The sequence below is a fragment of the Pseudomonas sp. S4_EA_1b genome (assembly GCF_016307435.1).
In the GTDB taxonomy this organism is placed as follows: Bacteria; Pseudomonadota; Gammaproteobacteria; order Pseudomonadales; family Pseudomonadaceae; genus Aquipseudomonas; species Aquipseudomonas rhodesiae.
In genome coordinates this window covers 1-24,912 of record NZ_JAEILC010000025.1, presented here as the reverse complement: position 1 = coordinate 24,912, position 24,912 = coordinate 1, and the positions used below count along the sequence as shown (strand labels likewise).

The following is a 24,912-nucleotide window of genomic DNA, read 5'->3' as shown; positions in this document are numbered from 1 at the left end:
GGGCCCTACTGCCCGAATAAAACAGGCCCGCTCACCTAGTAAGCGGACCAAAGGAGCCTCTAGGCGCTGGCGGCGAACTTCTCATAATAGAAATTGGCCGGCTGGATGCCCTGTGCCCGGATGTACTGACTGACCGCCTCGACCATCGGTGGCGGACCACAAAGGTAGATATCTACCTCACCGCCGTTGAGGTGCTTGGGCTCGATGTACTGGGTCACATAGCCCTTTTGCGGATAGGCGCTGTCTGGGCTGGCGACGCAGGCGGTGTAGCTGAAGTTGGGAATGCGCGCGGCGAATGCCTCTAGCTTGTCCATTTCAACTAGGTCGTAGTCATGGGTGACGCCGTAGATCAGATGGAGCGGGTGCTCGCTGCCCTGCTCGGCGATCTTCTCCAGCATCGCGGTGAACGGTGCTAGGCCGGTACCGCCCGCCAGCAACAGCAGCGGCCGCTTGATCTCGCGCAGATAGAACGCGCCCAGCGGACCAGCCAGACTGACGCTATCGCCGACCTTGGCGAGGCTGGTCAGGAAGCTGCTCATCAGCCCGCCCGGCACGTTGCGGATCAGGAAGCTGACCTCACCATCCTTTTGCAGCGAGCTGAAGGAATAGGCGCGGGTCTGGTCGCTGCCCGGCACTTGCAGATTGACGTACTGGCCCGGCAGGAACGCCAACTGGTTCAGCGATGCGCTTTTGATAGACAGCGCGATGGTGCTCTCGGACAGCTGACGCACGTTGCTGATCGCTGCCTGATAGCTGGCCTGCTGAGTCTTGCAGACGTCCGATGCGGCCGGAACGCGAATCACGCAGTCGCTTTCGGCGCGCATCTGGCAGGTCAGCACGTAGCCCTGCTCGGCTTCGGCTTCGCTAAGTGCATCCTCGATGTACTCCTCGCCGAGGCCGTAGCGGCCGCTCTCGGCGAAGCATTTGCAGGCGCCGCATGCACCGTCTCGGCAGTCCAGGGGTAAATTGATGCCTTGGCGGTAGGCAGCATCAGCAACAGTCTCGCCAGTATTAGCATCGATGAAACGAGTGACGCCGTCTTCGAAGTTCAGTGCAACCTTGTGTGTCATGGCGGCACCTCAGACGTGGTATACATCGATAACTTGGCGGATGTAGTCGTTCTTCAGCACGACCTTCTTGGCCTTAATCAGCGGGGTCTCGCCACATGTGTCGAGGGTGCAGAAGCTGGTGCCAAAGAAGTGGTCCACCGTCTTGTACCGATAACTCATGGTGTGCCAGTTGTAGCGCAGCTTACAGAAGCCACCGGACTGCTCGAGCAGCTCCAGATTGCTGATGTTGTGGCTGGTTCGGGTGTCCGGAATGGTGGCACTGGAGCGCTCGGTCTTGATGCGGAACACCCGATCCTCTAGGCCACCGCGATTGCCGTACCAAATCAGCGAGATCTGGCTCTGCGGGTCTTCGGTCAATTGGTCGCGGTCGTCCCAGGCCGGCATCCAGAAAGTGGCATCCGGCGCGTACATTTCCAGCCAGCTATCCCACTGCTTGTCGTCGAGGTAGCGTGCTTCGCGGTAAAGGAAATCGCGCACGGCTTCGTAGGAGATAGACATTTACGCGCCCTCCGCGTGGATCAGCCGATCCTGTTCTGCCTTGACGGCCTTGATCATCTGCTGTTGCCAGTACTTGTGCTGCATGACGAACAGGCCTTCGTCTTCCGAGCGGACACCGCTCAGCTTCGGATGCAGATCGATCTCCTTCGCGCCCTCGTCCGGCCCCTCGATCCAGTGTTTGGCGCCACGGGACATGTCGTTCATCCCCCCGCCGGCGAAGCCCTCCTGGCAGGCGCGGAATTCCTCCAGGTCGTCCGGGGTGGCCATGCCGCTGACATTGAAGAAGTCCTCGTACTGACGGACACGGCGGGCACGCGCCTCGGCGCTTTCGCCTTTGGGCGCGATGCAGTAGATGGTGATTTCGGTTCTATCCACCGACAGCGGACGGGTGATACGCAACTGCGAGCCGAACTGGTCCATCAGGTAGAGGTTCGGGTAGAGGCAGAGGTTGCGGGAGACGCCGATCATCCAGTCGGCACGGGCTTCACCAAACTCGCTGGCTAAGCGATCTCGCTCGGCGAACAGCGGGCGGTTTTTCGGGTCACCCCAGCGTGCCCAGACCATCTGGTGGCCGTTTTCAAAGGAGTAGAAACCGCCGCCATCCCCGCCCCAGCTACTGGCGCTCATGGCGCGAATATCATCGCCCGCTTCTCTCAGCTTGCGCTGCTGCTGGGTGGCGGCGTAGTTCCAGTGAACAGTACTGACGTGGTAGCCGTCGGCACCGTTCTCGACCTGCACTTTCCAGTTGCCTTCGTAAACATAGGTACTGGAACCGCGCAGCACTTCCAGACCTTCGGGCGACTGGTCGACGACCATGTCGATGACCTTCCTCGACTCGCCGAGGAACTCTTCCAACGGGGCGACGTCCTCGCGCAGGCTGCCGAATAGAAATCCGCGGTAGGAAGCAAAGCGCGCAACTTTCTTCAGGTCGTGCGAGCCGTCACAGTCGAAGCTGTCCGGATAGCCGGCACCCTTGGGGTCTTTGACCTTGAGCAGCTTGCCCGAATTGCTGAAGGTCCAGCCGTGGAACGAGCAGGTGTGGGTGGCCTTGTTTCCACTCCTAAAGCGACAGAGCGTGGCGCCGCGGTGACTGCAGGCATTGATGAAGGCATTGAGCTCACCATCCTTGTTGCGTGCGATGAATATCGGCTGCCGACCCATCTGCGTGGTGTAATAGTCGTTCTTCTCGGGAATCTGGCTCTCGTGGGCGAGATAAATCCAGTTACCCTCAAAGATGTGTTTCATCTCTAAATCGAACAGCCGAGGGTCGGTGAACATCTCGCGCTTGCAGCGGTAGATGCCCTCGTTCTCATCTTCTTCAACGAGACTATCTATATAGTCGAGCCCCAGGTGCATTGTCATGGTCATGACTCCATTATTATTGTTTCTGTTGCATAAAGCCTAAGGGGTAGGCCTTTCTAGAGATAGCCATTTTTTGCACTCCTGTATCCGCTTCTTGCAAGGCTGGACTTATCCCTATCAAACCGGACACTGCAGCCCGTTAAGGAACTGCTGATCAAAATTAACGTGTCGCACCTACAGATACTTCTTGAACGTCGCCGCAGCGATGCACACCGCCACGCCGAGCAGTGCGGCGCTGGGCAGCAGGATCAGCAGCGGGTTCACGCTGACCGGCAGTGCCAGGTAAGTCACCCACGGCAGTACGGCCAGCGGGATCAGGCTGGCCCTGGCGCGGTGATAGATGAACCCCGACTCGCGTCCCGCGCCGAAGCGGCGGATGTCCCGGCGCACCAGGCCGTCCACGAGGCCGACGAAGGCGGCCATCAGGAACAGCGGCAGGGTCAGGCACAGCACCAGCAGCCGCACGAGGAAGACCAGCGTCGTGTAGGCCGCCGCGATCAGGTAGCTCTCCACGTTCACGTAGACTAGGCCGATGTAGTAGCGGAAATCCTTGGTCGGGCGGTGGCTGCCGGCGCTGGCCTGCGCGGAGGCGTCGCGTATCCAGTCCAGCAGGCCGCTTTTCACGAACAGCCAGTCGTAGCCCTGTTCGACCAGCCGGTACGCGGTGCGCCCCGGCTCCTGCACCAGCGCGCTGCGCGTGAAATGCGTGGAGAGCTGATCGAGCTCGTAGTGCAGCATGCCGTGCGCGTGGCGCCAGCCCTGATCGGGCCAGAAGAAGTGCATGCCGACGCATTCGATCAGGATGCACAGCAGCAGCGCGCCGCACAGCACGCCGAAGAAGCGGAACGGCAGCGTGACCAGGCCGGCGATCAGCCCCTGCTGTCGTTGCTGCTGGCGCTGTGCCGCGACGGCCGGATCGCTCATGCTTCGGCCTCTTCAGCGGCGACCATCTGCCTGAAGTCGTCCAGCAGGTCGTCGGGCAGCGCCTCGTCCTGCAGGCCGGGGATGCCCTGGTTCTCCCACCAGTCGCCTGCCTCGACGTAGTGCTGTCGCATGTAGCCGGCCAGCTCCTGCAGATCCTTCGGCATGGCTTCGTCGGGGTCGGGTGCCGGCAGCGGCATGCGGACTTTCCAGAGGTTGCCGCCCTCGGTCAGCGCGAAGCACTGCCCCTTGGTCAGCGCCACCACATGCGCCGGCTCGATCAACGGCACGCTGTTGCTGCTGATGCGGTCCTGGGTGTTGGACGTGAACGCGGTATTGCCGTGCGGGTCGGAGCTGTCGGTGGCGCCGCTCATCAGTGCCGTGGCGTACACCTCGACCTTGGGCAGTTGTCGCGTCAGCAGTTCGGCGGTGGCGGTCTCGCGCACGCGCAGCATGAACAGATTGTTGAAGTTGCCGACCACCTGGCCGGCCTTGGCACGATTGCCGATGCGCGCCTCGATGTCGCTCAAGGTCTGCGTGTAGGCCGTCACCTGCACGCCGGCACCGCCGCCCTTGTTGACCATCGGGATGAACTCGTCGCCCATGAGTTCATTGAATTCGTCGGCGTGGACGTTGATCGGGATCCTGGCGACTGCCGCTACGCCCGGCAGCCCGTCGTCGATGCCGAACTTGTAGATGTGGCCGGCGACCGAGACCAGATCGCCGAACATCGAGTTGCCCACCGCCGCCGCGACTTCGGCGTCGGACAGCGCATCCAACCCCACGTAGACCACCGCGCGTTTGCGGATGACCTGCATCCAGTCGAAGATCGGCCGCGGGTCGGACAGGTCGGAATAGTTCGGTGCGAGCAGTTGCGCGATCTTGCCGGTGGTGAGCTTCTCCAGCAGCGGCAGCAGCGAAGCGACGATCTTGTCGAAGTACGTCCGGTCGTAGCGCACGGCGCTGCGCAGGCCGTCGAGCACCGGGTCATAGACGCGCACCTGGGACAGGTACTGTTCGAGGGCCACCACGCGCTTCTCGCGCCCGATCATGTTGCGCGGGATGTTCTTGTCGTTCAGCTTCGCTTCGAGCTGGACGATGACCTCCCAGGCCTTCGGCTCGTTCCTGGCGAAATAGTGCTGGGCGTACTCGATGAACAGCGCGTCGATGTTGATGACGTGGCGCTGGATCAGCAGGTAGTCCGGCCGCTGCCCCAGCTCGACCAGGGCGCGGGCAATGATGTTGACGAAGCGCCAGGCGAATTCGCGGAACGCGGCGCTGTTGCCTTCGCCCGAGAGCTGTCCGGCGATGCGCGTGGCCACCTCGGAGATCCGCCCGAACCGGCCGACGGCGTTGTAGCGCGCCGAGATGTCGGGCCAGCCCAGATGGAAGACGTAGAACTCGCCTTCGCGCCCGGCGCGCCTGGCCTCGACGTACATGCGCTTGAGCAGGTCGGCATCGCCCTTGGGGTCGAAGACGATCACCGCCTCGTGCTCGCCGCGGACCTTGCGGCGGATGTCCTGGGTGATGAACAGCTCGGCCAGCCGCGTCTTGCCCACGCGCGTGGTGCCCAGCACCAGGGTGTGGCCGACGCGCTCGCCCAGCGGCAGGGTGACGTCGACCTCGTTCGGCTCGATGCCATGCAGGCGCGGCAGTCCGCCGAGCGGCGGCAGCGGCCGCGCCGGGTTGAGCGGGCTGTCCCAGGCCAGCGCTCGCGCCAGCTTCGAGACGGGAAACGGCGCGAACTCAAGCCGCTCCTCCAGCCGCCGGGCGGCGCGGTAGATCGCCGTCGGCTCGACATAGCGGCGGAACTCCGGCCGGTAGGTCTGCATCAGCCGGTGCGTGTGCCGCTGCTCCCAGCGAAAGCCACGGCCGACGAACAGCCGTTGCTGACTCACGGGCACGTCGCGGCTGGTCATCACGTAGCGCGGCAGGCGGCGGATGTTGCGGCGATAGCGCAGGATCGCCCAGGCATCGCGCAGGCGAATCGCGCCGAAGCTCAGGAAGGCCAGCGCCGAGCCCAGGCCGAGCAGCGGGTTCAGCGCGAGCGACCACGGTGCCACCAGGCACAGAATCGCGGCGCCGGTGCAAACCGCCACGGTATAAAGCTCCACCGCTGGCCGCAGCAGAACCTCGACCGCATGCGGCTGGGCCATTTGCGCACCTACTGCTCGATGCCGGTGGACGTGATGAGCACCGGGTAGTGGCGCAGGTCCAGGCGCTGGGCCAGGTCGTCGCCGGAGGCCGGCGCGAGGGTCAGGCCGGGCGCCAGGTGGCGCAGCTCGACCAGCGCCGCCATCGACTCCACGTTGACCACCAGGCCCACGGCGCCCAGCTCTCGCAGCGCAGCGCGGCGTGGCGTGGCGCTGCCGCAGCCAGGCGCGCGAGCGTGCGTCGTCGCCGACCAGGAACAGCGGCGTCAGGCCCGGCGCGCGGATCACGCGGTGCGGCACGTCACCCGGCGACAGGTTCGCCGAGCGCACTGGCAGCATCGCGGCCTCGGCCGAGTTGCCCACGCGCGGGCGTGGCAGCGGGGCTGGCCGCGCGGTGTCGTCCGGCTGGGGATTCAGCGGCCGGTAGTACGGCAGCGCGGAGTCGCCGCCGCGGTCTTCGACGACGATCAGAGGCGCGGAGGCGGTCTGGGCGAAGACGATGGTCGTGGACAGCAGTCCGATGGCGGCGATGAGGACGATGTGGTTCATGGCGTAGCGGCCTGGAGGGTTGGAACGGGAACGCTGGTGTCGAGCATGTGGGTCAGGTGCCGATGCACACTGCGCCGGTAGCGCGCCGCGGGTGCCCCGCCGGCGGGCCGGTGGTAGCGGCCGATGGCAAGAAGCCAGTCCTCGCCCGGCGTGTGCTGTTCGCGCAGGATTTCCGCAGCGATGGCGAGGTTGCGGTACGGGTCCAGCAGCTCGCAGGGCTGCGTGTAGCGATGCCTGTGATAGCCGAGATTGACCTGGCCGAGGCCGGCGTCGATGCGATGGGCCGGCGTGCGGGCGAGTGCCCGGCGCAGCCCCGCGCAGGCCGCGGTGATCAGCGCCTGGCTGCCGAGGTACTGCTGCGCGTTGCTGCGCCGCTCGCCGCTGACGCAGGGAATGCCGTAGGGATCGCTGATCCAGCCCAGGCCGGGCGTGGCAGTCGTCGTGCTGTTGGCACTGGCTTGCCCGCCGCGCTGGTCCTGGTTACCGTCCTCGGGCACGGTGCGGATGGTGCCGTCGTGGAACACGAAAGTGACCGAACGGATTTGCCCGCGCACGCACGAAAGCGTCCAGTCCCCAGAGGCCGTGCCGCTGACCACGGCGCCGGCCACGTCGGGGATGTCGATGCCGTTGGCCGTGAGGTTGTCCGGACCGATCAGCACCTTGAACGGGTACGGGTCGTTTACGGTTCCGTCGATCGGCACGCGCCCGATCAGCGCCGTCATGGCAATCGACCCCATGAGCGTCGAGTTCGACGGCACGGTGTAGACAGCCTGCGCGGATGCGCCCACCGCGCTGCTGCCGACGTCGGCGACGGATTCCACTGCGGCCGACAGGCTTTTCTGGGCCGGCACGAAGCTCTGGGGAAAGCTCGGCTCCTTGCTGCCGTTTGTGGCGTCGACCTTGGCATCGTCGGGCTCGACCCACTGCGTGCCACTGGTGCCGCGGTCGAGGCGCTGCCCGTCGCCCTCTTCCAGCCCCAGGCCGACGGGCAGGTCGGACGGGCCACCCTTGCCGGCAAGGCCGTCCAGTTGCCGCTGCAAGTCCTGCAGTAGCCCCTGGGTCTGCTGCCTGTCGCTGGCCACCTGGGTGCGCTCTTGCTCCAGGCGGTTGCGCTCGCCTTCCAGCGCGCTCTGGATGCGCTGGTCGATCGCGCTTTCCCGCGCCCGCAGACGCTCGTTCTCGGCCTTGTGCTGCCTGTTGTCGCCGAGCGCGCTCTGCAGCTCGGTGCGCAGCTGCTTGACCTGGGCCACCAGCGTGGCGACGGTATCGCGCGGCGTGTCGCCGGCGATGCCCAGGGCCTTCATCTCCTCGGGCGTGAGCGTACCGGCCGCGCCCTTGGGGGCGGGCTGGCCGCCCGGGGCGCCGGAGAACAGTTTGATTCCGACGAACACCAGTAGCAGCGCCATCGGGATCAGCAGCCACTTGAGCAGCGGATTACTCTTCAATCGCGCGCTCCTCCAGTCGAGCCGGCCGCGGCGGCCGGCGGCAGGTTCACGGTGGCGTCGATCGGGCTCAGCGCCGGCAGCAGGGACTCGGCCAGGCCGTGGCGGCGCGTGACCAGGTAGAGCACCGTGGTGTCGGACGGGGTGCCGGCCGGCCCCAGGTTCGGATGCTGGAAGGTCGCCGCCACGAAGTTCCCCTGCAGGGCGCGCGGGTCGAGGTCGAGCCAGCGCGCGGCCGTGTTGGTCAGTCGCACGGCCGTCACCCATTGGTCTTCCAGGCGCCACGCGGCCAGCGCCCGCGCGTGCACCGGCAGCGTCGGCAGCAAGGTGTCCAGCGCGAGGTCGCGGCGCAGGTTCACGCGCCCGATGCCGGCGACCGGCTCGACGGTGCGCAGCGGCGCGTACAGGTTCTGTGCGGCATGACGCGTCAGCACGACCGGCACCGGCGTTTCGCGCCGGGGAACGGATTCGTCTGCGGGCCCATCGGCCCGCTCGTCCGCACCGCTTGCTGCACTGCCGCCGTAGCGCTTCGCGGGGGCTTCCGCTGCCACGATGCGCACCGGCTCCAGTGGCGCCTGGCCGTCCTGCGCTAGTTCGGCGGCGATGTCGAGGAGAATGAACGCGCCGGACTCCACGTCCTGCAACTGCAGTCGCGTCGGCGGCAGCGGCTCGCTGGCCCGCAGGTAGATCGCGCCGCCCGCGCTCTGCACCCGCAGGTGCGCGGCCGCGCTGTCCGGTACGCCGACACGCACGTTGCGGTCGATGAAGATCACCCGCTCCTGGCCGACCACCAGCGGCACCGCCAGCGGCAGGCGTTCCCAGCGCAGGATTTCCACGGCCTGGCTGGCCGGCACGAAACCGAGGATCAGCAGGACGCCGGCCAGGGCCGACGAGGCGACGGATTTCATGGGGAGCCTCCCTGCAGGCGGCCGGATGCGTTGGCGGGCGCACCGGCCCGGGTCGGCGTCGGCGGCGGTTCGATGCGCTGGGGTGCGCCGGCGTAGCAGTCCAGCGCCAGGCCAAAGGGGTTGCGCTCGGGATCGATGTCCAGCCGGACGACCTTGATGGGGTAGCGCACCAGGGCGCGCTTGACCTGCTCGGAGCCGTAGTATTCGTCCGCGCTCACGTCCAGCGTGACGATCCAATCGCGGCCGGAAACCACCTTGACGCGCGTGGCCGGATCGTCGCCGTAGCCGCGGCCGGGAATCTCGTAGATGCCGCGCACGCGCCGACGCAGCTCGCCACTGGCGCGCCGGTATTCGTAGTCCTGCTGCAGGAAGGCCCGGCAGCTCGGTGTCAGGTAGGCCGACAGCGCGCGCAGGTTGCGTGGATAGTCTTCTTCGCCGTTCGTGGGCCAGCGCTGCACCTGCTGCCAGATGTAGAACGAGAAGGCATACACGCTCTCGGGCGGCACGTCCCACCACTTGCGCGTGCTGCCCGAGCGCAGGTCCGGCGGCACATGGATGGTCAGACTCTTCGGCGCACTCCACCAACCGAAGCCGAGCAGCAGCGCCACCGCGAACAGCGCGCCGGCGCCCAAGCGCAGCGTCTTCACGTGCGCCTGCAGATGCGCAACCTCGTTCTTGAAACGACTCATGGCGCACCTCGATCGGCATTGCGCCGGGTCGTCCAGTAGCCCGAGCGGGTGACGAGGCGCTGGCCGCCCAGGAGCGCTGCCAGCGCCGGATTCCGCAAGGCCAGCCGCCACTGGAGCTGCCGGTACAGCCAGGTGTCGGGCCGACCGCGCTTCTGCGCGCGCAGGAAGCCGCCGCCGACGAAAACGCCCAGCGCGATGCCGGCGACGATCAGCGTGGGCACCATGGCGATGCTGTGCGTGAGCCAGGCCAGCGGCAGGCCGAGCGCGAACCCGGCTGCGGCAGACAGGCCGGCGCAGATCCACAACTCATCGGCGGTCAGCCCGCGCACGACCACCGGCTGGCGGTTCAGCCGGTGCGGCAGGAAGGTCACCAGCGTGTCGCGCGGGGTCTCCGAAGGATCGGCCATCGCTTGCCGCCCTTACAGCACGCCGGTGGCTTTGGTGAGCAGCCAGATGCCGACCACCAACAGGATCGCGCCCACGGCGACCGTCAGGCCGAACTGGCCCCAGGTGGCGCGGCCGGTGTGGATCTCCGAGTAGCGTGTGTAGGCGTGATAGCAGACACCGATGAACATCGAGGCGACCACGAGCAGCGCGATCAGCAGCACGATGTCGTAGCCGTAGTTCTGCAGGGTCTGCAGGATGCCGCTGCCCTGGCCGCGCGATGGGTCTTCCATGGTCGGCAGGCCCTGCGCGAAGGCCGACAGCGGCAGGCCCGCGAGCGCCAGCGGCAGCAGCGGTGCGGCGATACGGGACGGAATGCGATGGGATGTCGGTGGCGTGTTCATGGCGTATGGCCTTTCGTGACGGTCAGGAGAGGAGGAAGAAGGTCAGCACCAGGTACATCGCCACGAAGCGCAAGACGACGGCGAGGAACTGACGTTCAGTGATGCGGTGCTCGGCCCAGCCGACGTAGGCGGTGCGCATGGCCCACACGCCCCACAGCAGCAACACGGCGAACACGAAGCCCAGCACCACGGCAGAGACGGCCGAAGGCGCAAAGCCGCCGTTGGCCTGGAAGGCGGCGACCTGATCGGCAGAGGGCGTCATGGCGACGGCTCCTCGTCGTCGGCGCGCTCACGGCGGACGTAATCGCCGGCCAGCGGGACGGGATCGCGCGGCTGGGCGCGCTGGGGCACGAGGTAGTCCTGCACGCCGGTACGCACGCGCGTCAGGTCGGCACGCAGCCGGGCGTAGTCGAAGTGGTAGCGGGCGCGCGCCTGCGGCGTGGTACTGGCGGCGTGCTCGGCCAGGCGGTCGATCAGGTCGAGTTGGCGGGCGAGCGCGGCCAGTTGCTCGTGTTCAGCGGCAGCATCGCCGGCCGATGCGGGCGATGCGCCGGCCAGCGCGATGATCAGCGCCAAGGCCAAGGCCGGCACACGGCGGCAAGGGGGCAGCGGGTTGCCAAGGGGTATCATCACGCCGTTCCGCAGTCGTCTGGATGGTGAGATGCTGCGGTGGTCGGCTGGAATCTGCCGCAAACAATCGGAACGGGCTGCGAACCGGATTCACGTGATCTACTTCGTAGAGTGCCAAGCTAGCGCTTGCCGTGTCCGGCGTGCCCTGCGCCGGAGCAGCCAATCCACGACCGGGGCGAGCGCCGTTGGCAGCACCTGCACTTCTTCCAGTTTCGCGTCTCATCGATGCCCACCGCCGTGGGTGGGGTGCACGCAGTGAACTTCAGCGCGGCGCGGCGGCCGTGTGTGGACGAGACTAACCCCCGTCGCGGCCAGCGCTCTACGTGACGTTGTTCCATAATACCGATGCGCGGCGCTTGCTGTTCGCCACGCCGGGCCGGGATGCCCAGACCTTTGCGACGTTCGCAGCCGATCTGCGTGCGTATGGTGGCGAGCCCGACGCGATCACCGACATTGGTATCGACTGCCCAGGGCCTTCCAGGCGGGCGCGGCCAAGCAGCATCCGCAGGCGCGCCTCGCCTTCGATCCATTTCATGTGGTGGCGCTGGCCAGTCGGGCGCTCGACCAGGTTCGGCGTGCGGAAGTGAAGCTCGCGCCGGAGCTAAAAGGCAGTCGTTGGGCGTTGCTCAAGCGCGCGGCGCACTGGTATCGCAAACAGATCGACAGCATGCATTGGCTGCAGCGCAGCGGCCTGAAGACAGCGCGTGCCTTGCGCCTGAAAGAGGCATTGCGCCAACGCTATCAAGCACGCCCCGCACCGGATGACGCCGCTAGCCTGCTCGACCGCTGGATCTCGTAGGCACGTCGCTGCCGGCAGCGGACGAATGGCTTCGCCTTCGCTCCTGATGCCCCTCTCGTGAACTCAAGTCCGACAGGCTACTAGGCAGCGGTGCTAAAGATCCTCTGAAGTAGCCATGCATTTCTGGCTGACTTCAGCCTCCGCTGATTTTAAAAGCGTATCCGCTCCATGAACCCCACATTCAAAGCCAACTGTTGATCCGCAATGCTGTGCTCCCGATTCTTTTCTGGAGCCGACAGCTCATGATGCGACCCGACGCCAAAGTCGAAAAGGTGTACCTCTACCCCAAGCCCGTGGACTTCCGAAAATCCATCGACGGGCTGGCTGCTCTGGTCGAACTGGATATCAAAGTTGCTGTGTTCGACCCGGTGCTTTTTGTTTTTCTGAATCGCCACCGTAACCGGGTGAAAATTCTCTACTGGGAGCGCAACGGCTTCTGCCTTTGGCTCAAGCGCCTGGAATCCGAGCGATTTAAAACATCGCCTGAGGCCTCCGACAAAGTCATTGTGCTTAGCGTCCAGGAGTTGAACTGGTTGCTTGACGGTTTTGACCTGTGGCGCAACCGTCCACATCAGGTTTTGACTCCAAGATTTGTCGCCTGACAGGTATAATCCGGGGCATGCCATCCATGCCCGACAACCTTCCTGATGACCCAGTGCTTCTCAAGCAGATGCTGCTTGATACGTACGAAGCGCGCGCACGTGATCAGGAAGTCAAAGAGGCTTACGAGACTCATATCATTGATCTGAAAGAACAGATCAAATTGTTGCGTGACCGTATATTTGGTCGTAAATCCGAGCAAACGATTGAACCCAACACCCCGCAATTGGCCTTGTTCAACGAACCCGAAAGCGAGCCGATGCCAGTCGTCGATGACGCCGAAGAAGAAGTCGTTGCTCCGACTAAGCGCCGTGGCAAACGCAAGCCACTGTCGGCTGATCTGCCGCGTATCGAAGTCATCCACGAACTGCCCGAGTGCGAACTGACCTGCGCCTGCGGTTGCCGCAAGCATGTCATCAACGAAGAAACCAGCGAGCAGTTGGATATCGTGCCGATGCAGATCCGGGTCATCAAACACATCCGCAAAGTCTACGGCTGTCGCGGTTGTGAAACGGCTCCGGTCACCGCTGACAAACCTGCTCAGTTGATCGAAAAGAGCATGGCCAGTCCGAGCGTGCTGGCCATGCTGTTGACCACCAAGTATGTCGATGGCTTGCCGCTGCATCGTTTCGAAACGGTACTGAGTCGACATGGCATAGAAATCCCGCGTCAGACCCTCGCCCGCTGGATTATCCAGTGCGGCGAGCACTTACAACCGCTGCTGAATTTGATGCGCGATCGGTTGCTGGAAAGCCCGGTTATCCACTGCGATGAAACCCGCGTTCAGGTACTGAAAGAACCGGATCGAGACCCGACCAGCCAATCCTGGATGTGGGTGCAAGCCAGCGGGCCTCCGGATCGAAAAGTCGTGCTGTTCGACTACACCTCCAGCCGTGCGCAGGACGTGCCGTTGCGCCTGCTGGAAAGTTATCGCGGCTATGTCATGACCGACGATTACGCGGGATACAACGCGTTGGCGTTGCAACCGGGCGTGGAACGTTTGGCGTGCATGGCCCATGCCCGGCGCAAGTTCGTCGACGCGCAAAAAGTACAACCCAAGGGCAAGACGGGACGTGCCGATATCGCGCTGACGATGATCAACAAGCTGTACGGCATTGAGCGCGAACTCAAGGATGTCAGCGATGAACAACGTTTTATTAATCGTCAGGAAAAGAGCCTGCCGATCCTATCCCAGTTGAAAAGCTGGTTGGATAAAGCGCAGCCCCAAGTCACGCCCCAAAGTGTGCTGGGTAAGGCCGTTAATTATCTGGCCAGCAACTGGAGCCGGCTGGAGCGCTACGTGGAGGCTGGCTTTTTACCGATTGACAACAACGCGGCAGAGCGCGCAATAAAGCCGTTTGTGATCGGTCGCAAGGCGTGGCTGTTCAGCGATACGCCCAAAGGCGCCACCGCCAGTGCGCAGATCTACAGCTTGGTCGAGACTGCCAAGGTCAACGGCCAAGAACCTTATACGTGGTTACGCCACGTACTGGAGCAGTTACCCCATGCGCAGTCGGTGACGGACTATGAAGCAATGCTGCCGTGGAACTGCTCGCCAGAGATAATACGTTAAACATGAACTCTATCGTGGGGTGTATGGATCGTATCGTACGCTAGGACCTTTTGCCTTCCTTTGGTGTACCGCCAAACCCACCAAACACGTAATAGACTCGGGACGTTTTAGGGCCTCCCAAGCCCTGTAAAAATAGAGAATCCTAACCCCGGTACAAAAATTGTCCTACCCCTGGTACAGGGCCAAAATGGCTCACATGAAGACAGATAGGGCGGATCTCTACATTTAAGTGGCACTAAAGTGGCATTTATATGCCACAGAAAGAGGGCCGATTTTTTGTCCCACCTCAAATATCTGGCCTTGGCATTTTTGTGCCATTGAAATAGCCAAACTTTGGCATTTTTATGCCACTGAAATAGCGAGGCTTCGCCATTCTTGTGCCAGCAAAATAGGAAGTGGGCTAATTATTTGCCACAGGTAGAGAAATCGGGAGCATAGCTTCGGGCATCAGATGGCGGCTTTGAATGTGGGGTTCATGGAGCGGATACTTAAAAGCGGCAAATCAATCAGCCGCCGCGAGCAACTCGCGGTAGCCATTCCCCTCACTACAGGCGCACCTCTCCTGCGTTCGTCAGTAAATGCGGGCGTGCCATCCACCGATTCGACAGCGCGAATAGTGTCACCAGTTGCGCCGTGCTATTCGCCAGACCCCTCCTGCCGTCTCGATGGCATACACAACTTAAACTTTTCTGCAGCGCTCTTGGTGGGCGCCACAGCTCCGGCGTAGAGGCTGAGCAGCAGGCTCACCTCGTTGCGGGCCATCGCGTCCTAGACAGTGGAGGCGCCGCGATCAGTCGATGAGAGGTGTGCGGCGAGCGCCGACTTGACCTTGCCCATGTACGCCTCGGCGCTGCCTCGCTTGCGGAGAGCGCCAGGATCTTCTCCGATGGCCAGTCGAACTTGCCGAGGTTGGTGACCAGGAAGAAGGCATGCACCAACAGGTCATCGGGGCGTTCCTGCACCACCAGCACCAGCACCACGCGCCGTGGCGTCGGCCAGGAACCAGCCTGGTACTCAAGGTCGTGGCACCACTCCCGAGGCTGCTCGGGTTGACGGCCCGGTGGCCGCTTCAGGTGCGGTGCCGCCAGCTTCTGCAGGCCGATGTGGCTGCGCAGCAGGCCACCCACCATGTCGCCCGTTTCGGCCAGCGAAGCCACCAGCGGTGAGTAAATCCGTGCGCTGTAAAGCCCATGAAACGCCGAGCCACCCTAGTGGCCGTGGACATCGATCGGCACGCCGTCGATGTCCAGCGTCAGCTGCTCGGGGCGTTGGCCATGCTTCAGCGAGGTCAGACGCCAGACCACCAACAGCAGCAGGTCTTCATGCACAGCATCGATGTTGTCATTTCGCCCCATGCAGGTCAGCAGCCGCGACAGCGTGGCTTGAGACAGCCGACCCTGAGCTAGGGGCTTACAGAGCACCGCTGTCGCTGGTGGTGCGCTGGCCGCTCAGCTCGACACGAACAGCGCCGTTTCAGGAGGGCGTCCAGGCGGAAAGCTTTCCCCCATAGCGGATGGCTGTCTTGGTTCATGTTCTTGGCGGAACACACTGAATTTCCGAGAGAATACCATCCGCTATCTTCGTTTTCAGGTCGGCCTCATGAATAAGCCGGGTTAATTCATGAGGTGCGCTTACTGGTCCCCCACCTGAGTCGGCTCTTTATACCCCCAAAAAAACTGATGCGCCCACGTCCACACTATCGGAACTGTTGTGCAGCTATAATCCGCGCCACCAAACAGACGGTGCAGGTGCAAGGCACCCTCGCGCCTTAATAGGCGGCCATAAATAGCACGACAACGCCCGCCAACGCCAAGCCGCCGTGCCCGATGATCGCCCACCAAGGCTTGGCGTTACGGAACAGCACCCCAAAAAACAACGCCCCTCCCAGAAAGGCTGCTACCAGCAGGCCCAGCGCCCAGAAAGCGGCCTGCGGAATCGAAGCATCGGGCCCGCCGCTAAACAACGCATAGACCAGCGTCACGAGTCCCGCGAAGGCGAGCCCACCGTGCGCCAACCTCAACCACGAAGGGTAACGCACCTTTATAGCCGTCAGCAGGGCTAAAAGCAACCCGCCCGAAGCAGCCGCTACCATCCACCAGAATATCCACTTCACAAGCTCCATCAGTTGCTCCTCAATTTGGTGTCTTTATAGAATGACGGCCGCCACTCGCCGCCCCCAATAATGTGGCATTGCTAGAATATAGCAACGACGAAAACCAGCGGTCTTCCAGTAAGCTCATTCCATCGATAGCACATTGACTTACTTGCTCGCACAAAGACGGTCAAGAAGTATCGCTAACGAATACGCAAGTGCAACTTTCAGTCCGCCTCCTTGCCAATGTTATGATCTTAAGCCAGCATCAAGACTTATCGCCACAACCTGACCTACAATGCACATCTCAGTAGCCACTCATGCCTACCAGGCTAGTTAACCAGATAGCTATTGAACCCGAAGATTGAGCCAACAAAGATAGCGGCTCAAATTGATTAGTTCGAACTTCAGAGGCTCACGATAGCGATTTAATCAGAATGAATAATTATAGGCCAGGACGAAATTATCTTGCGCCATGGACGATTTCACGGGTGATGAGGTGTTGTAAGCCGACCGGTTGGTCATACTTTCCTTGAAGGCGTGCGAGTAGGCAGCATCGAATCTGCCTGATTTGGATAACTGATAACTAAATCCTAAAGAGGCATGATCCTGTAGCACTGCTGGAATCAGCGCCAGCAGCCCTTCGTCATTGAATGGCTGCGTGGTATGACGGTATCCTGCTCGCAGGGTTAAACGCGGGGTTGCCGCATACGACGTGCCAATCGCCATGATCGTTGAATCCTTGGCATCCTGCGGCAGCTTTAAGTCAACATCGCCCATCCCACTGGCGAACCCCAATTTAATGTCCTTCAAAGCATCCTTCCAGAAAACGCGAGAAACATCAAAAGCGATCAACCATTTATCAGTGACCTGATGGCTGATACCCACATCAAGCTTGGCTGGCGTATTGAAGTCCAAAACCCGAACCTCGCCTTCGATAGGCACATTACCGGCAATACCGTCCACCGCTGTAACAGTCCCCTTCCCTTTCAAGTCGTTCATGTGACTTTTGAACATGTAGGAGACACCCACATTCGTTGTGGGGGCCACCTTGTACAATAACCCTAATCTGCCCGAATACCCCCACCCATCAACGCCACTCGAAAACTCTTTGTTTTTGCTAACGCTCAAATGGACACCCCGTGGGTCGGGCAAGGTTCCAATCACCCCCATTAAGGAGCCGGACGCTCGCCCATCCCCCGCTAGACTACCTAGCTGGTTCATTCCAAGTAAATAATCAAGATTCAAGACAGTCCACTTGGCATCAAGTGAACCGCCAATGGTCAGGCGATCGTTAACTTTAAAGCTCGCAGCAAAAGGTATATCAAGGATAACCAAACGGCTCGCATTTTCAAGACCGGTATCCGCCCCGGCAGCATAACCCTTTCCACCAACATCACCGCGCGACAAAAAACTGTCATCCCCATATTCCACCCCTACACCGGCTTGTGCAAACACGCCCGCACCGAAGGTCCAGTTGGAAACCTTGTGGATATAAGCAAACTGGGGGGCAACATAGGGTCCTCTGTTGTTCGAATGGTCACTCGACGACACATGCTCCCCGGTCTCCAGGTTAGTGGCGCCAATGTCTGTAGTGATAAGATCGAATCCGAGCAACAGTTCGCCGGCAGAATCAGATAAATCCATGGTCGCTGGGTTGACCATCATCGACGCGGGCCCGACATAATGCGCAACAGCCGTTCCACCCATGCTCCTAGAAATTGCTCCAAAGCCCTCCAAGAACAAACCTTCCGTCGCTATCGCATGGCTTGATGCGATACCCAAGATCACACCACTAATTACCTTATTGGGTAAATTTTTTATTTTCATATGCTTCACCGTTTATTAACGTTTTTATATGGGGAAAACAACATCGAACAACACATTCTCTACGCAACGTTGGAAAAGTTCCGCACGGGCCGCGCATTTCTACCAGCACGCGTCAACCAATCCGGAGTACCGGCTTAAGCGTCACGCCTTTTTCCGAATCTTCGGCGGCTCGATTGATTTCATCAAAAGGATAAAACTTAATCAGCTTGTCAAACGGAAACTTCCCCTGGCGATAAAGCTCCACCAGCCTGGGAATGAAAATATCCGAGATCGACTGACCCTCAACGATTCCACGAAGCTTACGATTGAATAGCAGGAAGTTAATGTCAACGGGAACTGTGGCCCCCATAGGTGGCGCACCTACAATACCGATCTCACCGCCTATAGCAGAGCTGTGGATCGCCTGCGTAAGCACGGCGGGCAAACCGCTAGTCTCCAATACATACGGAACACCGTCAGCGAATATCTCTTTGATCGCCTCAATGGGATCGTTAGCGGCCGGGTTAATAATGTGCGTCGCCCCAAGTTCACTGGCTAGTTCCAGCCGGTTTTCCTTAACGTCGACAGCGATGATGGTGGTACAACCTGCTACAACGGCAGCCATCACGGCCGAAAGACCAACTGCCCCAGCACCAAAAATTGCGATAGCAGAACCCGCTGGCGGATTAAGCGCATTCAGAACAGACCCTGCGCCAGTTTGAATGCCACAACCAAGAGGCCCAAGCAACTCAAGCGGTACGTCTTTTGTAACCTTCACAGTGTTGCGTTCATAAGATAGCGCATATGTCGCAAAGGAGGACTGCCCAAAAAAGCTTGCTCCCACCTCTGCCCCTTGGTGATCGTGGATGGTGCACTCCCCGGTTACCGAGCGCCCCATAAAGTTAGGGCCAAATGAGTTTGCACAACTGGTAGGGTCTCCGGAAAGACAAGCATCACAGCTCCCGCAGGTATAAAATGTCAAAACAACATGATCGCCCGGCTGAACCTTTTTGACCGCGGACCCAACCCGCTCAACCACACCAGCCCCTTCATGCCCAAATACCATCGGTAGTGGAACCGGATAGTGCTGATCGCGACAAACCAGATCCGTATGACACAGCCCGGTTGCAACCAATCTAACGAGAACCTGATCTTCAGCTGGCTCATTAAGAGCTACATGCTCAAGTAAGAAAGGGCCATTTTTTTGGCGAACTATTGCCGCTTTGATTTCCATTTCCATCTCCTTCTTTATTCCAGACTAAAGTTATAAACCGATATTTACCAACCTTTTGGACCACAACCTATTTATCTCGCAAGACGATTCCAATCATAAATTCACTGATTAGCTTGGATACCCGTAAACTCGACTATGCATCGAACCACAGTTAAAGTTGTAAACTTCTGCTACTGCTACTGCTAGCTAAGAGGTCTATTATAAAAACGGTCCGCAAACACTAATTCCCGCGCAACACCAAGTCGAACGAGCTCGGTCTCGGCAGCGTCCACCATAGGGGGCGGCCCGCAAAGGTATCCTTCATAAGGCTGCCCAGTGAGGTACTCCTTAAAATACTCGGTTACCATGCCACGTTTCCCTTTCCATGACGACGTAGAAGACTCTTCGGACAAAACTGGAATAAGCTCGAAGCGCCCACCCCAATCGAGTTGCAGCGCTTCTATTTCGTCGAGGCAATATAGGTCACGTTGTTGACGAGCTCCAAAGAACAACAACACATCACGCTCTCGCTGGGCCTGGGTCATGCTCTGCAAAACACATTTAATTGGAGCAAGCCCCGTTCCGCCGGCTACGCAGACCATCGTGGCATTGCTCTCATGGAGCCCGAACTGTCCATAAGGCGCTCGCAGGGTTAGTGTCGCTCCTGTACGATCGCCACCAAATAGCCAACCACTGAAAACTCCACCTGGGACAAGGCGAACATGGAAGCTCAGGGAGCCGTCAGGTTGGGGCGGAGCGGAAAAAGAATAACTCCTTACAGCAGAGCATTCTGCACATTCTACATCTGCATACTGGCCGGGGTAGAAGGCTATCTGCTTATCGGGCACTACTTCCATCTCGACTATATCGTGCGCCAGCCGTTTCTGCTTACTAATCAAGGCACTCGTTTCTATTGGAACTAACGCCTGCCCGAGCACTGTGTCTAGCTCTATCTCGAGATCTTCTTTTGGTATGCATTGACAACCCAAACGATAGCCGGACTGATACAGATCGCCACTCAGACCCATAGCAGAAGAGGTCAACTCATTGACCCTGCCAGATATCAGTTTATATTTACATGTCCCACAAGATCCGACTTTGCAATCATGCGGAAAGGCAATTCCTTGATGCAGAGCGCTTTCCAGAATGGTTTGCCCGCGTGGCACCTTAAACTGAAACCCCTGCCCTCTGACTGAAACGGTAGATTCCGGAGGCGGCACAAATAAACCAGAGATTTTCTTAAAAAACTCATTCATAAACCCATCGCTCAGTTAGACGCCCGTTAATTAGAAAAAACGGAAACTTTGTCCCATTTGGAACGTTTTTTTCAAAAAGAGACCGTAGAGTTCGTTCGCTCTTCGCTTATCTACGGTCTCAGTCGAAACGGTTTAGACTGCCTGTATTATCAAATGCTAGCCACCCGACCCAGTTCACTTTCACACCACAGTGGCCATCCCGCTTTTTTATTTGCAGCCATAGCCAGTTCGCGCTCACCTGGAGTTGCGTACCGCTGGTCCCAGTCTCTCAACTTTGGTTTTGCAATGAGAGCGAACCAAAGAGGCGGAATAAGCCCTAGAAGGAAACACACAAAGAGCGAAGGCATCTGCGGGGCTTCTTTTTCCGGACGCAACTCATAGAACCGTGTATAGCCGTCAATATGATGATTGATATGGTTAGTAATTTCGCAACCCAGCGGGCGCACAATTGTTCCCATATGATTCCACGCGTGGTGCAGGAGGATAGGCTGATCTAAATCGCGTACTAAACCATAGTGCTGAAAGTAATTAAAACCCTCGACTATCCCTTTCGCAATAATCATCGAAGCAATCGTAACCAACCCTAATGCTGGCCCGCCCAGATAAGAAACCAAGCCAGGCAGAGCGAGCAGAAGTGCGACATATTGATATGTTTTGTTGGACAAATTCCACGGTGACTGTCCTTTTCTACGTAAAGTTTCAGCCTCAATCTTTATCGCATCTTTGACGGAACCAACTGTCGCACTGATCACGAAACTGTAAATTGTCTGACCACGGTACGGAGTATCGCTATCGAGAGGCGTATCTAAGTAAAGGTGATGCGTGTTGACATGGGCAATGTCTCGGTTCGGATCACCATAAAACATAGCCAATAGCTGCGCCATTTTCCGAGGCAACCAGTGGCGACGATGCATCAACTCATGCGAAACCGGAAGAGTTGGCACACCACTAAGCCAAGCCAAAGAAAGAATGCACCCTGCCACTTGTAACGGCTCACTAAGTTCGATACGCCCGTTTTCAACTCCGAAGACAAGGAGCCCATATAGACCGATCATTAATGGTAACTGCAAATACTGGGTAAGGTCTGCGAAAAAGGGACTTACCTTTCTGGCCGAAAAATCCTTCGGTAAAATGACATCAAGCACCATCAGTGCAGGGAATGTTGCCGCCCCAAGCCAAACCCAATAGCCACCATAGTAAAATCCGATCAGCCCGCAAGCAGTAACAACAGGAATCAGGTAATAACGAAGCGTGTCCATATATCCTCCTACTTTATTATTGTCGACTCAAAATGGGTAATTAGCTGGCTTCTCAACCATACTAATCCATTGAGATTGAGTAAATTCTTCAATACTTGCAGGTCCGCCAAACCGGCCTCCGCTACCCGAGGCACCCATTCCTCCGAAGGGAACATGCGGCTCACAGTTAATTGGCTGGTCATTAATATGGACCATACCGGTATTTAGACGCTTTGCGATGTCTAGACCAGTCGCCAACGCCCTAGTATGGATAGATGCGGCCAACCCATACTCCGAACAGTTTGCCAATTCAATCGCCTCTTCAATACTGTCAAATACAGTGATCGGAGCCACCGGGCCGAAAATTTCAGATTTGAAAACCTCCATCTCCGGCTTCACATCCATGATTACGGTAGCTTGGTAGTAGCGATCTTGATACGTACCTCCCGCCAAAACCTGAGCACCGGCCCTTTGCGCAGATTCAACGAGCGCGTGGACGCGAACTACCTGTTTCTCATTGATAAGCGGGCCGAGATGCACTTGATCCGAGTTTGGATCCCCCACCACTAAGTTCTTGGCACGTAGCGCCAGTTTCTCTGCATATTGCTGAGCAACGTCCCTATGTACTAAATGACGTCCGGCGGCCATGCACACTTGGCCCTGATGCAAAAACGTACCCCAAGCAGCGCAGCTGACAGCCCCTTCTAAATCGGCGTCAGGCAACACGATGTGGACATTATTACCACCCAGTTCAAGCGCAACCTTTTTCAGCATTCTCCCGCATTTCTCTCCGATCAACCGGCCCACCTGTGTGGACCCGGTAAAAGAAATCATGTTAATTCCGGAGTTCGCAACCATTGACTCTCCTACGTCCGCTCCACCAGGAAGAACGTGAAGAACACCGTCCGGCATGCCAGCGTCGGAAAAGATTTCGGCAATGAGCGCCCCCCCGGTGACAGCAGTCTGAAGGTCGGGCTTTAAGATCACCGCATTACCCAACGCTAAGGCTGGTGCTACCGAACGCATTGCTAGAAACAACGGGAAATTCCAAGGTGCAATTACGCCGACCACGCCAACTGGAACGCGCTGACAAAGATTCATGCGCCCTGGAACTGCCGATGGAAACAATGTACCGTTAGGCAAAGAAGCTAGACCCGCAGCTTGATGCATTTGCTCATACGCAATTCCGGCCTCCCATAAGCCCTTCGGACGAATTGCGCCGCATTCCCGTACGTTCCAATCGGCGAATTCATACTCGCGCTCCTTTAGTTTTTCGGCAGCCTTGCGGACAATGGCGGCTCTTTCACTAAATGGTATTGCGGCCCATTCCTTTTGCGCTCTCTTAGCTGCGTTCACAGCAGCATCGACATCTTCGCCGTTAGCAACACCCGTAATGCCAAGAATGTCTCCATTGGACGGATCGACAACATTGGCAACACCTCCCCGCGCCTCTACCCAATTAGAACTAAACACCTTCCCGTACCAGATAGGCTGCTCTTTTGTTTCCCGCATAATTATGCCTCCTTAACTTCAAAGTTATAAATTAGATACATGAGCCATTGGGCTCAAACAGGATTTTCAAGGACTGACCATTTAGGGCCATTTCGAACGCATCCTCTGCCGCCGATAGTGGCAATCGATGCGATACGAGCGAAGACAAATCAACACGCCCTGTAACCAATAAGCTAGTTGAACGCTCCCATGTTTCATACAGACGCCTGCCATGCAGGCCACGTACAATAAGGCCTTTGAAAAGCCACTCCTCTAAGTTGAGCAAAATATCATGTGACGGGACGCCCATCAGTCGCAACTCACCACCATGGGTGATGGATTGAATAAGCTCCTTTAACGCCGCTGCTTGCCCAGAATAGTCAATTGCAACATCTACTCCCCTCTCACCGAGCAGCGAACGCACAGTCTTATAAACGCTCTCTTCAGTTGCATTAATGCATTCATCCGCCCCCATTTTGGCTGCTGCAGTGAGGCGCAGAGGATGAATGTCCGTTGCAATGACCTTGCTTGCTCCCAGTGCTTTGGCGGCTGCAATGTTCATAAGTCCGATCGGACCGCAACCAGAAACAAGAACATTCAATCCCGAAACCCCAGAACCCTCCAGACTTGCATGCACCGCAAGCCCGAACGGCTCCATCATTGCCGCCTGGAGCGGAGGAATTCCGCACGGCACCGGCCAACACACGCTTTCCGGAACCACAACGAAAGACGCGAAGCCTCCATCAAAGTCGACCCCCGGATACCGCGTCTTAGGACAAACATGCGCCCAACCGCGTCGACACGTGTAGCACGTTCCACAAGGGAGATGACTCTCCAGACTGACGCGCATCCCAGGCCTTAGACCTTTAACGTCAGATCCGACCTGTTCAATCACCCCGCTAACTTCATGACCCAAGATAGTGGGGAGTTTCATTCTTTTGGCGAACTCGCCCCATTTATAGATCAACAAGTCAGTACCACAGATACCGGCCGCTTCAACTTTCACCAGCACGTCAGTACTGTGGGCCTCTTTAGGGGCGGCCACATCATCGACAGATAGCCCTCCTGGCCCTGCTTTAGTTTTCCTTATCGCGAGCATTGAATCACCTATGTAGACGTCAAATGTTATAGGTAGCAAGGACGGCGATATCAAATCACTTAATGCATCACATGCAGCCAAGTTCTCGGCAACAAACGCACAGCTTCCGAGATCGACACGACTAGTTAGTAATGTCGCTGCAGCTGTGACTGCGGTAGATGACTAAGGCTCGAGCGAATGCGCGACAGGCTGGATATATCGTTGCAGACCTGGGCATATAGTCGGTTGAGGTTAGCGATGAGATTGAAGATTGATGCAGCCGCACCGTTGGACTGGCATCTATAACCCCTATCACGAGAGATGAAGCCGATAACTGCGACGAAAATGGTGCGCAAAGTCGCACGCACGCCAATGACCTTGGCCTCACCAAAATTGGTGGTCGGGCTAGCCTGCTTGGGCTCGCCCTCAGAAAGCACTAGGCCAGCGTCACAGACTCCAGGCGTAACGGCTACGGCTGGCCCGCTTTGAGGATATACATGGCGAAAGCAACCAATCTGAACAGAGTTGAGAAAATACAACATTGAAGGGTCACCACTATTTTTATTTTAAGTCTCGTATAGCTAGCAACCGCCATGCCATTGCTTATACCGATCCCCTTATTTCATCTAAATTATTGATTTTCTTTGTAAAAAAGAAAGGGGGGGTATGAGAGAAAATCTACAGCACGCTGGCTGTATTTGAGCAAATCATCAATCGCGCATAACCACCTGTCGATTTGATCAAGGCAGCGAT

Annotated in this window: 22 protein-coding genes and 5 pseudogenes; 3 read left to right on the top strand and 24 right to left on the bottom strand. The window is 58.9% G+C overall.

Annotated elements, in window-relative coordinates; genetic code table 11:
* Positions 1-59 precede the first annotated feature (59 nt).
* The 14 genes and pseudogenes from benC to YA0848_RS08780 form a co-directional block, all read right to left on the bottom strand.
* Positions 60-1,070: a benzoate 1,2-dioxygenase electron transfer component BenC gene (benC, locus tag YA0848_RS08845; protein WP_115759297.1), complete on the bottom strand. Its 1,011-nt coding sequence runs from the start codon at positions 1,068-1,070 to the stop codon at positions 60-62.
* 9 nt (positions 1,071-1,079) lie between these two features.
* Complete coding sequence (gene benB, locus YA0848_RS08840; RefSeq protein ID WP_115759296.1) at positions 1,080-1,568, bottom strand: benzoate 1,2-dioxygenase small subunit; 489 nt, start codon at positions 1,566-1,568, stop codon at positions 1,080-1,082.
* Entirely contained in the window at positions 1,569-2,924 is a 1,356-nt protein-coding gene (gene benA / locus YA0848_RS08835) for a benzoate 1,2-dioxygenase large subunit (protein WP_198731261.1), read from the bottom strand. It lies immediately after the preceding gene.
* Between the two features lie 180 nt (positions 2,925-3,104).
* A complete protein-coding gene (locus YA0848_RS08830) occupies positions 3,105-3,854 on the bottom strand; it encodes a TIGR03747 family integrating conjugative element membrane protein (RefSeq protein ID WP_134637673.1) in 750 nt (249 codons plus the stop codon).
* On the bottom strand, positions 3,851-6,007 hold the full coding sequence (gene traD, locus YA0848_RS08825; protein WP_011005916.1) for a type IV conjugative transfer system coupling protein TraD: 2,157 nt from the start codon (positions 6,005-6,007) through the stop codon (positions 3,851-3,853). The genes YA0848_RS08830 and traD overlap by 4 nt, the downstream gene beginning before the upstream one ends.
* A gap of 8 nt (positions 6,008-6,015) precedes the next feature.
* Positions 6,016-6,553, bottom strand: a pseudogene (locus YA0848_RS08820) (integrating conjugative element protein).
* 311 nt (positions 6,554-6,864) lie between these two features.
* A pseudogene (locus YA0848_RS08815) lies at positions 6,865-7,998 on the bottom strand (TIGR03752 family integrating conjugative element protein); the annotation flags it as partial.
* Complete coding sequence (locus YA0848_RS08810) at positions 7,995-8,903, bottom strand: TIGR03749 family integrating conjugative element protein (protein WP_011005918.1); 909 nt, start codon at positions 8,901-8,903, stop codon at positions 7,995-7,997. The pseudogene YA0848_RS08815 and the gene YA0848_RS08810, both read right to left, overlap by 4 nt.
* Positions 8,900-9,592 carry a PFL_4703 family integrating conjugative element protein gene (locus YA0848_RS08805; RefSeq protein WP_095159412.1) on the bottom strand — a complete coding sequence of 231 codons (693 nt, stop codon included), beginning with the start codon at positions 9,590-9,592 and terminating at the stop codon, positions 8,900-8,902. Before YA0848_RS08805 ends, YA0848_RS08810 begins: the two co-directional genes overlap by 4 nt.
* Complete coding sequence (locus YA0848_RS08800; RefSeq protein ID WP_045633950.1) at positions 9,589-9,999, bottom strand: TIGR03750 family conjugal transfer protein; 411 nt, start codon at positions 9,997-9,999, stop codon at positions 9,589-9,591. The genes YA0848_RS08805 and YA0848_RS08800 overlap by 4 nt, the downstream gene beginning before the upstream one ends.
* 12 nt (positions 10,000-10,011) lie before the next feature.
* The gene (locus YA0848_RS08795) at positions 10,012-10,380 is read right to left on the bottom strand and encodes a TIGR03745 family integrating conjugative element membrane protein (RefSeq protein ID WP_133456040.1); all 369 of its coding nucleotides are present in this window, start codon (positions 10,378-10,380) and stop codon (positions 10,012-10,014) included.
* A 22-nt stretch (positions 10,381-10,402) separates the two neighbouring features.
* On the bottom strand, positions 10,403-10,642 hold the full coding sequence (locus YA0848_RS08790; RefSeq protein ID WP_062798453.1) for a TIGR03758 family integrating conjugative element protein: 240 nt from the start codon (positions 10,640-10,642) through the stop codon (positions 10,403-10,405).
* Positions 10,639-11,010, bottom strand: a complete 372-nt coding sequence (locus YA0848_RS08785; RefSeq protein WP_011005922.1) for an integrative conjugative element protein, RAQPRD family — start codon at positions 11,008-11,010, stop codon at positions 10,639-10,641. Before YA0848_RS08785 ends, YA0848_RS08790 begins: the two co-directional genes overlap by 4 nt.
* A 319-nt stretch (positions 11,011-11,329) precedes the next feature.
* A complete protein-coding gene (locus YA0848_RS08780; protein ID WP_064481777.1) occupies positions 11,330-11,545 on the bottom strand; it encodes a hypothetical protein in 216 nt (71 codons plus the stop codon).
* Between YA0848_RS08780 and YA0848_RS08775 the strand changes: the two genes are divergently transcribed.
* From YA0848_RS08775 to tnpC, 3 genes are all read left to right on the top strand, one after another.
* The gene (locus YA0848_RS08775; RefSeq protein ID WP_081262894.1) at positions 11,474-11,809 is read left to right on the top strand and encodes a transposase; all 336 of its coding nucleotides are present in this window, start codon (positions 11,474-11,476) and stop codon (positions 11,807-11,809) included. The two genes, YA0848_RS08780 and YA0848_RS08775, sit on opposite strands and share 72 nt — an antisense overlap.
* A gap of 242 nt (positions 11,810-12,051) precedes the next feature.
* A complete protein-coding gene (gene tnpB, locus YA0848_RS08770; RefSeq protein ID WP_232925081.1) occupies positions 12,052-12,411 on the top strand; it encodes an IS66 family insertion sequence element accessory protein TnpB in 360 nt (119 codons plus the stop codon).
* 17 nt (positions 12,412-12,428) lie between these two features.
* Positions 12,429-13,982, top strand: coding sequence for an IS66 family transposase (gene tnpC / locus YA0848_RS08765; protein ID WP_125940522.1), 1,554 nt, complete (start codon positions 12,429-12,431; stop codon positions 13,980-13,982).
* 545 nt (positions 13,983-14,527) lie between these two features.
* Here tnpC and YA0848_RS08760 read toward each other — a convergent pair.
* The 10 genes and pseudogenes from YA0848_RS08760 to YA0848_RS36635 form a co-directional block, all read right to left on the bottom strand.
* Positions 14,528-14,635 (bottom strand): annotated as a pseudogene (locus YA0848_RS08760) (IS5/IS1182 family transposase); the annotation flags it as partial.
* Positions 14,636-14,753: 118 nt separating this feature from the next.
* Positions 14,754-15,529 (bottom strand): annotated as a pseudogene (locus YA0848_RS08755) (transposase); the annotation flags it as partial.
* A 221-nt stretch (positions 15,530-15,750) separates the two neighbouring features.
* Entirely contained in the window at positions 15,751-16,104 is a 354-nt protein-coding gene (locus tag YA0848_RS08750) for a hypothetical protein (protein WP_011005926.1), read from the bottom strand.
* 402 nt (positions 16,105-16,506) lie between these two features.
* Positions 16,507-17,904, bottom strand: coding sequence for an OmpP1/FadL family transporter (locus YA0848_RS08745; protein ID WP_198731256.1), 1,398 nt, complete (start codon positions 17,902-17,904; stop codon positions 16,507-16,509).
* 112 nt (positions 17,905-18,016) lie between these two features.
* Complete coding sequence (locus tag YA0848_RS08740) at positions 18,017-19,117, bottom strand: NAD(P)-dependent alcohol dehydrogenase (protein ID WP_198731255.1); 1,101 nt, start codon at positions 19,115-19,117, stop codon at positions 18,017-18,019.
* Between the two features lie 182 nt (positions 19,118-19,299).
* The gene (locus YA0848_RS08735; protein ID WP_198731254.1) at positions 19,300-20,352 is read right to left on the bottom strand and encodes a 2Fe-2S iron-sulfur cluster-binding protein; all 1,053 of its coding nucleotides are present in this window, start codon (positions 20,350-20,352) and stop codon (positions 19,300-19,302) included.
* A 149-nt stretch (positions 20,353-20,501) separates the two neighbouring features.
* Positions 20,502-21,611, bottom strand: coding sequence for a xylene monooxygenase subunit XylM (gene xylM / locus YA0848_RS08730; protein ID WP_011005930.1), 1,110 nt, complete (start codon positions 21,609-21,611; stop codon positions 20,502-20,504).
* 27 nt (positions 21,612-21,638) lie between these two features.
* Entirely contained in the window at positions 21,639-23,102 is a 1,464-nt protein-coding gene (locus YA0848_RS08725) for a benzaldehyde dehydrogenase (RefSeq protein WP_011005931.1), read from the bottom strand.
* Between the two features lie 31 nt (positions 23,103-23,133).
* Positions 23,134-23,739 carry a zinc-binding dehydrogenase gene (locus YA0848_RS35960; protein WP_229637852.1) on the bottom strand — a complete coding sequence of 202 codons (606 nt, stop codon included), beginning with the start codon at positions 23,737-23,739 and terminating at the stop codon, positions 23,134-23,136.
* Between the two features lie 42 nt (positions 23,740-23,781).
* Positions 23,782-24,180 (bottom strand): annotated as a pseudogene (locus YA0848_RS36635) (alcohol dehydrogenase catalytic domain-containing protein); the annotation flags it as partial.
* Positions 24,181-24,912 lie beyond the last annotated feature (732 nt).